The organism is Pseudoalteromonas sp. MTN2-4 (assembly GCF_042848605.1).
Taxonomy (GTDB): Bacteria; Pseudomonadota; Gammaproteobacteria; order Enterobacterales; family Alteromonadaceae; genus Pseudoalteromonas.
This window is the reverse complement of record NZ_BTGK01000002.1, coordinates 606129-617131: the sequence shown is the minus strand read 5'-3', so window position 1 is coordinate 617131 and position 11003 is coordinate 606129. Positions and strand designations below refer to the sequence as shown.

General features: G+C 37.7%; 9 protein-coding genes. 7 read left to right on the top strand and 2 right to left on the bottom strand.

Features of this window, described 5'->3' with window-relative positions; translation table 11 throughout:
- Window positions 1-5 precede the first annotated feature (5 nt).
- From ACGHEH_RS07670 to rluF, 4 genes are all read left to right on the top strand, one after another.
- Window positions 6-1538, top strand: a complete 1533-nt coding sequence (locus ACGHEH_RS07670; protein WP_390443596.1) for a glycogen synthase — start codon at window positions 6-8, stop codon at window positions 1536-1538.
- 187 nt (window positions 1539-1725) lie between these two features.
- Complete coding sequence (locus ACGHEH_RS07665) at window positions 1726-2943, top strand: EAL and HDOD domain-containing protein (RefSeq protein ID WP_390443593.1); 1218 nt, start codon at window positions 1726-1728, stop codon at window positions 2941-2943.
- A 100-nt stretch (window positions 2944-3043) separates the two neighbouring features.
- Window positions 3044-4039 carry an ABC transporter substrate-binding protein gene (locus ACGHEH_RS07660; RefSeq protein ID WP_390443591.1) on the top strand — a complete coding sequence of 332 codons (996 nt, stop codon included), beginning with the start codon at window positions 3044-3046 and terminating at the stop codon, window positions 4037-4039.
- Window positions 4040-4096: 57 nt separating this feature from the next.
- The gene (gene rluF / locus ACGHEH_RS07655; RefSeq protein ID WP_390443589.1) at window positions 4097-4978 is read left to right on the top strand and encodes a 23S rRNA pseudouridine(2604) synthase RluF; all 882 of its coding nucleotides are present in this window, start codon (window positions 4097-4099) and stop codon (window positions 4976-4978) included.
- A gap of 108 nt (window positions 4979-5086) precedes the next feature.
- On the opposite strand, the gene ACGHEH_RS07650 is transcribed toward rluF, so the two are convergent.
- Together ACGHEH_RS07650 and ACGHEH_RS07645 are read right to left on the bottom strand one after the other, a co-directional pair.
- Complete coding sequence (locus ACGHEH_RS07650) at window positions 5087-8137, bottom strand: efflux RND transporter permease subunit (RefSeq protein WP_390443586.1); 3051 nt, start codon at window positions 8135-8137, stop codon at window positions 5087-5089.
- Entirely contained in the window at window positions 8137-9216 is a 1080-nt protein-coding gene (locus ACGHEH_RS07645; RefSeq protein ID WP_390443584.1) for an efflux RND transporter periplasmic adaptor subunit, read from the bottom strand. The genes ACGHEH_RS07650 and ACGHEH_RS07645 overlap by 1 nt, the downstream gene beginning before the upstream one ends.
- A gap of 147 nt (window positions 9217-9363) precedes the next feature.
- On the opposite strand from ACGHEH_RS07645, the gene ACGHEH_RS07640 reads away from it, so the two are divergent.
- The 3 genes from ACGHEH_RS07640 to ACGHEH_RS07630 all read left to right on the top strand — a co-directional run bounded on the left by ACGHEH_RS07640 (window position 9364) and on the right by ACGHEH_RS07630 (window position 10977).
- On the top strand, window positions 9364-10254 hold the full coding sequence (locus tag ACGHEH_RS07640) for a LysR family transcriptional regulator (protein WP_390443581.1): 891 nt from the start codon (window positions 9364-9366) through the stop codon (window positions 10252-10254).
- Window positions 10244-10552: an MGMT family protein gene (locus tag ACGHEH_RS07635; RefSeq protein ID WP_390443578.1), complete on the top strand. Its 309-nt coding sequence runs from the start codon at window positions 10244-10246 to the stop codon at window positions 10550-10552. The genes ACGHEH_RS07640 and ACGHEH_RS07635 overlap by 11 nt, the downstream gene beginning before the upstream one ends.
- A 149-nt stretch (window positions 10553-10701) precedes the next feature.
- Window positions 10702-10977: an HU family DNA-binding protein gene (locus tag ACGHEH_RS07630; RefSeq protein ID WP_138479433.1), complete on the top strand. Its 276-nt coding sequence runs from the start codon at window positions 10702-10704 to the stop codon at window positions 10975-10977.
- The last annotated feature ends 26 nt before the right edge of the window (window positions 10978-11003 follow it).

Here is an 11003-nt window from a genome sequence, read left to right as displayed (position 1 = left end):
AAGGTATGCATATTTTAATGGTCGGTGCTGAAAATGACCGATTGCCTAATTGTAAAGTTGGGGGGGTTGCGGATGTTATCCGTGACATCCCTTACGCTTTAAGCGAACATGGCTTAACGGTATCGGTTGTGGTACCAGATTATGGTCAAGAGCAATTAACTCGACACTTTATCGCAGACATAGCAGTGCCTTTCAGGCAACATTTAGAGACAGCGAGTTTGTGGTTAGTTGAATCAAGTGAAGGTGTAAATCAATATGTCATTTCACATTCCTTGTTTTCAGACAATGGTGGGAAGATATATTGTGATGATGGTGCAAACAGGCCGTTTGCCTCTGATGCAACGAAATTTGCTTTTTTTAGTGCTGCAATTTGTGAAATTATAGAACATAGGGTAATTGATAACTTTGATGTTATTCACTTACATGATTGGCATGCAGCAGGTGTGTCTGTGCTTGCTAAGTTTAGCCCACGCTTTGTGTATTTGAAAACGTTGAAACTTGTATACACGGTACACAATTTAGCTCTTCAAGGTATAAGACCTTTTAATCATGATGAATCAAGCTTAGAAGCTTGGTTTCCAACATTAAATTATGATGGTCATCAAATTTGTGATCATCAATATCCTCACTGTTATAACCCGATGCGTAGTGGTCTTAACTTATGTGATGTGATCCATGTTGTTTCACCTACTTACAGCTTTGAGGTACAAGAAACGAGTCGGCCAGATGAAGGCTTTTTTGGTGGTGAAGGACTAGAACATGATATGCGTTTGGCTGCGAGTCAAGGTAGGCTGTTTGGTATTCTAAATGGATGTAATTACAATAAAGCAGATAAGGATAAACTCTCTTATAAACAGTACCTAAAAGAAGCGGAAAAATGCATATTTAAATGGATGTCCAAGTCTCACCTTATCGAAACTAAACACTATATTGCTCACCAAAGAATTTCTAAATGGAAAGCTGAGAAAGAGAAACCAATTGTTTCTAGTGTGGGCCGTATAACGGATCAAAAAGTGCTATTGCTAATGCAAAAATCTGCAAATGGTATTGTACTTGATGATTTAGCTCTAGTTGCTGATAAGTTTAATAGCAACATAGTTATTCTTGGAAGTGGCGACCCATATATTGAATCGCAATTTATGCAGGTCATGGCAAGAAGAGACAATGTTTTATTTTTAAATGGCTATGATCAAAAGCTTGGAGATACACTATATCCATTAGGCAAGTTATTCTTAATGCCGAGTTCATTTGAGCCTTGTGGCATAAGCCAAATGCTTGCTATGCGTGATGGACAGCCATGTTTAGTGCATGGTGTCGGTGGGTTAAAAGATACAGTTTCGCATAACGAAACAGGCTTTGTCTTTAATGGTGAGTCATTAGTTCAACAAGTAGAAAATTTAATCGAATCATTTGAACAAGCTTTGTCATTACTCAGCACCAATGAATCACAATACAATGTTATTTCGAGGAACGCTAAGTCTGCCCGCTTCGAGTGGCAGGGTTTAGCGCATGAATACATCATAAAACTGTATAATTAATCTTCACTTATTTGGCTGAAATGAGTAACTATGCTTATTTCAGCCGTATTCCTATTTATCTTTTGCTATAATTTTAAATTAATGACTTTATTTTTAGTTATTTAGTTTGGTTTTTTTGTCTTACTATAATGCTATTATATTAAACGTTGCATATTGAAAAGATGTATTTGGGAAAAGGAGCTTATGCTTGAAAGTTTTTGTAGCAAGACAAGCTATTTTTAATAGGAAAAAGCAAGTTGTTGCCTATGAGCTACTTTTTAGAGATGGCTCGAGCAACAGTTTTCCCAACATTGCTGAAGATAAAGCAACTGCAAAACTTATTCTTGATAATCAGTTAAATCTTGGTACGCGGTATCTTACATCCGGTAAGAAGGCTCTTATTAATATTGGTCCTGAATCTTTAAAGCAAGAGCTTGCAACATTTCTCCCTGCTAATGATGTTATCCTAGAACTGTTAGAAACTATTCAACCTACGAAAGAAAACTATGAACGCGTTAGGAGTTTGTTTCATCAGAACTATAAACTAGCATTAGACGACTTTGTATATGAAGAGGGGTGGAAACCATTTTTGAAATTAGTTCGTCTAATAAAATTCGATGTGATGCAAAGTCCGCTTGATACACTTGGTCCTATTATTGATGAATTAAAACAGCAAAAAAATATTAAACTCTTAGCTGAAAAGATAGAAACTGAAGAAGAGTATGAAATAGCAAAAAAAATGGGGTTTCATTTTTTTCAAGGTTATTTTTTTGCAAAACCCCGTGTTATTGAAGAGAATGATATTGAATTCAACTACACCATAGTCATGCTCATTTATACTGAAGTTTTAAAACCCAATCTCAATGTGACTAAAATTGCGCAATTATTCTCCCAAGATACTGCGTTAGCTTATAAATTGTTGCGATTAATTAATTCAGGTGTATTTCCTATAAAAAGTAAAATTGAGTCTATTAAGCAAGCTTTGGTCTATTTAGGGTACGAACGTACTAAAAAGTTTGTGGGCTTGATCATGACAGCGCATGTTGCCAAAGGCAAACCAACAGAGCTAACTAGAATGAGTATTGTTCGCGCTCGATTTTGTGAACTAATAGGCAGTAAGGTTCAACCAAATTCAGGATCAGCATGTTTCTTAGTTGGTCTATTTTCATTACTTGATGCAATTTTAGATAGGCCAATGGAAAAAGTTGTCGATAAATTGCCTTTTCCTGAAGAGCTTCAAAAAGCCTTGTTAGGTGAAGCAAACTTTCATTACTATGTCTTAAATATCGTTAAAGCGTATGAATCAGGGAGCTGGTGGAAATTACAAAAAGCGTGTCAATATTTAAACATCAGTGATGAATGCCTACCTGAATTTCACGCATCAGCCATCTTGTGGGCAGATATGTACAAAGACAAAGCATTCTAGGTTTGGTATGGGAAGAAAAATTTAAATGCGGTTTCAATTAAGGTTGCTCTTCTTATTTCTGTTTATACTAGCTTTTAATTCTGCGGCAAAGCAAACCGTTTTGTTTGTAAATCCCTCAGTGGTTGATGACCCTTTTTGGCGCAAGGTACAGACTATTAGTCAACATGCTGCTTTTCAGTTGGGCTTTGAACTAGATGTGATTTATGGTGAAGGCAATCGTCATATTCAGTATCAAGAGTTAAAGAAATATCTTGAGTATCAAAAAAAGCCTGATTACATCATTTTGATACTTTATCCAGGTGCAGCGTTAGAAACACTAAAGTTACTTGAAAAGTATAAAGTGCCTTCAATTACTTTAGAAGAGACGATATCTGGGGAAGAAAAGCAACAAATAGCAAGCCCTGGAGAAAATTTTAAATCTTGGCTAGGTGAAGTCTACCACGATAATTATCGAGCTGGGTATGATCTGGCGGAATCTCTCTATAATTCAAGCAATAACAATAAAAGTCTAAAAGCTGTACTTATTAATGGTCATTATGGCTCTGAGTCAGATATGCGTGCAAAAGGCGCCGTTGACTTCTTTTCTTCTAAAGGTGTGAAAGTGGCACAAGAAGTTCATGCGTCTTGGTCCGAATCTCTCTCAACTAAACAAACGCTAAAACTACTTAAAAGACATCAAGATATAAATATTGTTTGGGCTGCTTCAGATCTTATGGCTATTGGCGCAATGAAAGCATGCAAACAAGCCTGCACTGAAAGTCAGAATATCGTGTTTGGTGGGTTTGACTGGTTATCAATAAGCCTAGAAAAAATAGCTTCAGGTGAAGTACAAGCAAGCGTCGGAGGGCATTTTATGATGGGGGCATGGGCGCTTGTTAGTTTATTTGATCATCACAACAAACACCCTTATTGGGCTGAACACAAAAAATTAGTAATACCTATGGGTATTATTACGAAAGACAATGTGCAAAATTATCAATGGATGAAAAGTAATCCTAATTGGGGGCAAATTGACTATAAATCTAAAAGTTTGCACCTAAATAAACAATCTGAATATCAACTCCACTTAATTCCTAAGGTTTGGCAGAAAAATTAGAGAAAATTAAATACTAATCCTTTAAAATACTGCCAATTGAATTTTTGGGATTGTCTTTTGACTGCTACAACACGTTTAAATAAATACATTAGTGAAACAGGTTTTTGTTCTAGAAGAGAAGCTGACAAGCTTATTGATGCTGGACGTATTAAGGTTAACGGTAATCTACCGGAAATGGGTGTGAAAGTATCTGACGAAGATACAATCCTGATTGATGGTAAGCCACTTAAAGCAAAGCCTAAACGTGTTTACATTGCTTACAATAAACCAGTTGGCGTAACCTGTACGACTGAGAAAAAAATAAAAAGTAATATTGTCAGTGCAATAGATTACCCCGAGCGTATATTTCCAATTGGTCGACTCGACAGACCTTCTGAGGGATTAATATTTCTCACAAATGAAGGTGACATCGTTAACAAAATTCTACGTGCCGGCAATAACCACGAAAAAGAATATGTGGTTACAGTTGATAGAAGCATCAATAAACGTTTTGTCGAAAGAATGGCAGGTGGTTTGCCAATCTTAGATACGGTAACCAAAAAATGCTTCGTGAAACAGACCGGCGATAAGACTTTTACCATTATCCTCACTCAGGGTTTAAACAGACAGATCCGTCGAATGTGCGAATACCTTGGTTACGAGGTAACAGCGCTCAAACGCGTACGAATTATGAATGTTAACTTGAATGGATTAAGATCTGGACAATGGCGACATTTAACTGAGCAAGAAATGGCTGAAATAAACAAAGCCATTGAAGGATCAGCTAAAACAGAAGAAGGTTCAGTAGATAGCAATAAAAAAATCAAAAAGCCATCAGATAAAAAAGCTGTGACGCGTTATACCGATGCAAAATCTAAAAGGCGTGAGCAGCAGCCTAAGAAGAATTCAAGAAAGCCTGCGGAACGAAAAAAAGGCACCTTGTCTTTGAATCGTAAATAAAAATAGTTTTAAGTTAGCTAGATTTAAATTAACTAGCTCTGAATTATTAAAGCATGCAAATACATAAGTAATTACATGCAGAAAAAATGGCCAATTAAGGCCATTTTTTTATTTTTGTTTAATCGAGTAAAACAAACAGTAAATCACTGGTAAAACAATCAGAGTGAGGATTGTGGCAAAGCCTAACCCAAACATGATAGTCACAGCCATTGATTTGAAAAACACATCAAATAGCAATGGGATCATGCCTAAGATAGTGGTGATAGCAGCCATCGAAACAGGTCGAACACGACTCACACCCGAATCAAAAACAGCTTGATAAGGTGATTTACCTTCACTTAACTCCAAATTTATTTGGTCGACTAATACAATGCCATTTTTAATAAGCATGCCTGATAGGCTTAATAAGCCTAATAGAGCCATAAAGCTAAATGGTGCTTGAAACACGACTAACCCGGCAGTAACACCAATAATGGCTAAAGGCACGGTTGACCATATCACAAGCGGTTGTCTTACAGAGTTAAACAGGCAAACAGTAATGATAAACATGACCAAGTAACCTAAGGGTAATGAACCAAAAATTGCTTTTTGCGCTTTACTTGAGGCCTCAAATTCACCACCCCAATCTAAGTGATAGCCTTTAGGGAGTGGTATCGCTTCAATATCACTTCTCACGCGTGCAAATAGTTTTGCTGGTGTTTCGTCGCCTATGACATCGTGATCAGCCATAACTGTGATAGTACGCTTTCTATCTTTACGCATGATCAGAGGATCTTCCCAAGTTACTTCAAAATCATCAACAACCGTTGTTATTGGTACAAAGACATTGAGGATAGGGCTATATATTTGTAAATCTGATAAGTTATTTACCTGATTACGTTCATCAACTGGAGAGCGCGCAATAATTGGTAGTAGCTCTGTGCCTTCTCGGTATAAACCGACCGTTTTACCTGTTACAGAGGTAAGCAGTAAGTCGTCAATATCAGTCTTACTAATACCTAGTCTTCTGGCTTTTTGTTCATTAAATTGAGGGCGGATCATCTTAGTTCGCTGACGCCAATTATCACGAATGTTAAATGCCCCTTTATCTTGTTGTAGAACGTGTTTAGCTTTTTCTGCGAGCTGTCTAAGTACAACTGGATCTCCACCTGAGAAACGAGCCTCAATTTTTGCACTCGTAGATGGACCAATTTCCATACGCTTCACTTTTATTTTGCCATCAATCGGCATATTCATTTCAAACGATCTTAACTTTTCAATCATAACCACAACGGAGTCACGGTCCTTCACTCTGACGATAAGTTGTCCATAGGCGTTGTATTGTTTTTCTGGCTCATAGGTAAGCATAAACCTTGGTGCCCCTTGACCAACTGTTGTTGTAACATCCTCAACGAGTTCGTCATTTAACAAGAAAGCCTCTATCTTAGCTATGTTTTCTGCGGTACTGCGAATATCAGCACCTTGATAATGCCAATAGTCGACATAAAACATGGGTGTATTTGAAGCTGGGAAGAACGACTGTTTTACTTTACCAAAGCCGATGACAGAAGAAACGAGTAGTGCAACCATGAATAAAATGGTTGAAACACGGTATTTAAGCGCGGTACTTAACAGGGCTTTATAGACAGTAAAAATAACACCTTGATAAGGATCTGAAGCTTTTTCATCACTATTTTTTGTTTCTTTGAACATAAGGTCAGCAAAAAATGGCGTTAATGTAATAGCAGTAACCCAACTCAACATCAATGAAATGAGTAATACCCAGAATAAAGAGCCTGCAAACTCACCACTGGCATCGCTACTTAAACCAATAGGCGCAAATGCTGTGATCCCTATGATAGTTGCACCAAGAAGCGGCCATTTAGTTTGAGCGACAATATTTACAGCGGCTTGAACTTTGGTTTGTCCGCGTTTTAGATTGATTAAAATACCTTCAGTGACGACTATGGCATTATCAACCAGCATCCCTAATGCAATGATAAGCGCACCTAAAGAAATTCTTTGTAAATCTATGGCGTACAATTTCATAAATATAAATGTACCAAGTACCGTAAGAAGGAGTACACCACCGATCAGAATGCCACTCTTCACGCCCATAAATACCAGTAACACCACAATCACAATCGCGACGGCTTCAACTAAACTAACAATAAAACCGTTAACCGACTTTTCTACTTCGCTTGGTTGATTATAAATAGAAGAAATTTCCATACCATGTGGACGCTGATATTCTAGGTCAGCCAGGTGTTTATCGATTGCTTTACCAACATCAACAACATTCACTCTGGAATTAAATGAAATTCCTAATAATAGTGCCTGCTGCTCATTGTATTTAGTTAAATGAGTAGGGATTTCAGCAAACTCTCTTTTGACTGTCGCGACGTCTCTTAAATAGATAAGTTCATTGGCGCCAGGGCTCGAAATTAATAAGCTTTCTAACTCAGACACATCATGGAATTCACCAGTTGGGTGAAAACGGATTGACTCATCGCCAACTCGTATTTTACCCGCATTCGAAACATGATTTTGAGATTGTAACAGTGAAAAAATTTGAGCTGGCGGAATGCCTAGTTGTGATAATTTTTGTGTCGATATTTCAACAATAACCTGAGATTGCTGAGTACCTGAGACATTGACTTTACTGACCCCATCAACAAGAACGAGTTCACGCTTTAAGTAATCAACATAATCTTTTAATTCACTATAAGAGTAGCCATCACCTGTTATCGCATATAACACGCCATACACGTCGGCAAAGTCATCAATTATATTTGGTGTAGAAACACCTTTAGGAAAACGTCCTGACAGGTCGTTTACTTTTCTTCTTAGCTCATCCCAGATCTGTTGTAAATGCTGCTTTCTATAAGTGCTTTTCATTTCAACAGTTATCTGTGACTTTCCTGCAGAAGAAATTGAAGAAATAGTATCGACATAAGGCAATTGCTGAATGGCATTTTCTATGACAAAGGTGACTTCTTCTTCTACTTGTTCAGGAGACGCACCTGGATAATAGGTGATGACCATGGCTTTTTTGATCGTAAACTCAGGGTCTTCGAGCTGCCCTAAATCTAAGTAGGAGGCTGCACCTGCTATTAAAAGCAATAGCGCAAACATCCAACTGATGACTTTGTTATCAATTGACCATTTAGCTAGGCTCATTATAAACCTCGCTCTTTAATCCAAGGTTTTACCTTTAGACCTTCAGACAGATGGTATACACCAGCCGATACAACTTGTTCGCCAACGTTAAGGCCTTCCAGTACATCAATTTGATCTTGATAGATATTGCCAACCGAGACTTTACGCTTAGACAAACTCTGTATTTCTGGATTATAAACCCAAACATAGGCGTTATTTTCTAACTGCTCTGTATCTGAAGAGAAAACCGCAGAGGCAGGGACAGTGATTGCATTGCTGTGATGCTCGGTGATTTTTGAAAGGTCTATCGAAACCTGACCCGTCATCCCTTCAAATAAATTAAAGTCTTTAGGAATGGGTAGCGAGAAAACCACCTTATAGCTTAGAGTGGCAGGATCAGCCTGTGTGTCCCATTCTTTGATTGATAGGTCATACGCTTTGTCTGGATAACCATCAAAGGTCACAGATGGGAGATAATCTAAATCCTTTTTAACTCTGGCAACTAAACGTTCAGGCACGTAAATAACCACATCCATCCTATCTCTACTTTCGAGCCGCAGAATATTTTGCTTGGCAACGATATTTTCGAAGTTCTTAACAAAGACTTTAGCAACCGTTCCTGAGAAAGGCGCGCGAAGCTCGCTATTTTCTAAATTGGTTTTAGCGATTTTAAATGCAGACTCAGAGACTTGTTTGTTAGCCAGTGCCTGATCAAACTCAGCTTTGGTTGCAATAGAACGTTTAAATAATGAATCCACACGTTTGAGTTGAGCACTAGCAAGTTCGAATTGTGCTTTACGTTGTTCATACTGTAATTGAAAATCTTCTGGATCTAATTTAGCGAGTAGGTCGCTTTTATTAATAGTTTGCCCAGCGCGAACAGGGAACTCTATTAGTTCCCCACTGACACGAAAAGCTAGGTAAGAGCCTTGGTTAGCCACGACTTCGGCTGGGAAGCTGCGAATATTGTGCGCTGTAGGATCTTTCACTTCGAATAGTTTTACTGGTCGTATGACCTCTATCTGTTCAGACTTTTCATTTTCTTGACTGCAGCCTAGTGTCAAAACTGTAAGCAGTGCGATAACACTTAACCTCAACATGGTTTACTCCATTTATTTATACCAATCATCTAAATCGATCATTTAATTCAGCGAATTGCAATTAGCTCTTAAAAATTTCGGTAAGGATAAGAAAAAAACTGATAAAATTAAAATTATTAAAAATTGTACAGTTGATAAATTAAATTTATGAAGTTGGCAGATCTCGAAATACTCGATGCAGTTGCAAATTCTAAAAGCTTACAAGAAGTTGCATTAAGAATGCATAAGACCCAGCCGGCCATTTCTCAGTCTATTAAAAGACTAGAACAAAACCTTGGTTTTAGTATTGTAGATAGGGAAGCATATCGATTAAAACTTACTGAGCAAGGCAGACATTTTTATCTAGAGGCCACCAAGTTGCTGGCTATTCGTGATGATTTGAAAATATTGGCGAATGAATTTGCTGAGGGCAATGAAGCTAAGTTTAGTATTTGTTATGAACCTATTTCATATCAAAATATATACAATGAGGCCATTGGAGATATGTTTAAAACGTATAAGTCTACTGAATTTTCAATTACCAGTGGCCCGCGTTTTGAAGCTCTACAGCAAGTGAACAATGGTAAAGCTGAATTAGGCATAGGCCCTTGGTTTGATTTGTTTCACGCAACGGGTGAGCTTGAAACGATGAAAGTAGGGGAGATAGAGCTTGGAATTGTCGCAAAAAAAGGTTTGTTACCGACATCTTTGCATTACGAAGCGTTAGAGTCCTATCCATGTATTGCTATGTTTGAAAGTGCGTTTGCTTTTGATAGTGAACGTTTGACATACACCCTAAACACGAATCGTATGAAAGTCGATGACCTGACCTCTATGAAGTCATTTTTGTTATCCGGCTTAGGGTTTGCACTAACCAGTCTCGAGCATTGTAAAAATGAAATTGATAACGGTGAATTAGAGCGAATAAGGATTGTAGATAGACAGGACAGTTTCACAGCTAACATCCATGTATTCAGAAAGCATACGAGACACCATGGAGCTGTAGCTAGAGCGATTTGGTCTAGATTTAAGCAATTAGGTGAAATATATGATGGATGATTTAGAATCACGAGTCCATACCATTATAGGTGCAATTCCATATGGTCATGTCGCAACGTACGGACAAATCGCCAAACTGGCGGGACATGCCAATTACTCTAGAAAAGTCGGCCGGATTTTAAAAACGTTGCCAAAAGATTCTAAGTTACCTTGGTACCGAGTTATAAACGCTCAAGGAAAAATTTCATTTCCGGTGGATAGCAGCAAGTTTTTTGAACAGAAAGAAAGGCTTGAAAATGAGGGAGTGATTTTTCTTAATAACAAAGTGAGTTTAAAAGAATTTAAGTGGCTTGATTAAAATAAACTCTAAAACAACTCGAAAGCCCTTTATTTACGGTATTTAATGCGATTTTTCATAAAAATCTGTAGTAAATAGTTGCACTAAGCCGAAAAATACATAAACATAGGTTTTGCTTAGGCAAAATTACAATAAATAGGAATTAAATAATGAATAAAGCTCAACTAGTTGAAAAGATGGCAGCTGATGCTGAAATTTCTAAAGCCGCTGCAGCAAGAGCGCTTGAATCATTCACTGGTGCTGTTACAACTTCTCTTAAAGAAGGTAATTCAGTAGCACTGGTTGGTTTTGGTACTTTTTCAGTAAAAGAGCGTGCAGCTCGTACTGGCCGTAACCCACAGACTGGCGCTGAGATCCAAATCGCAGCAGCAAATATTCCTAGCTTCAAAGCAGGTAAAGGTCTTAAAGATCAAGTAAATCAGTAATATTTACTTATATTGAATTGACTAAA

What these genes read in the sequence shown, in the direction of transcription:
- ACGHEH_RS07670 (WP_390443596.1), top strand. Translation starts at nt 6, where the DNA reads ATGCATATTTTAATGGTCGGTGCTGAAAATGACCGATTGCCTAATTGT.
- ACGHEH_RS07650 (WP_390443586.1), bottom strand. Translation starts at nt 8,137, where the DNA reads ATGAGCCTAGCTAAATGGTCAATTGATAACAAAGTCATCAGTTGGATG.
- ACGHEH_RS07645 (WP_390443584.1), bottom strand. Translation starts at nt 9,216, where the DNA reads ATGTTGAGGTTAAGTGTTATCGCACTGCTTACAGTTTTGACACTAGGC.
- ACGHEH_RS07640 (WP_390443581.1), top strand. Translation starts at nt 9,364, where the DNA reads ATGAAGTTGGCAGATCTCGAAATACTCGATGCAGTTGCAAATTCTAAA.
- ACGHEH_RS07635 (WP_390443578.1), top strand. Translation starts at nt 10,244, where the DNA reads ATGATGGATGATTTAGAATCACGAGTCCATACCATTATAGGTGCAATT.
- ACGHEH_RS07630 (WP_138479433.1), top strand. Translation starts at nt 10,702, where the DNA reads ATGAATAAAGCTCAACTAGTTGAAAAGATGGCAGCTGATGCTGAAATT.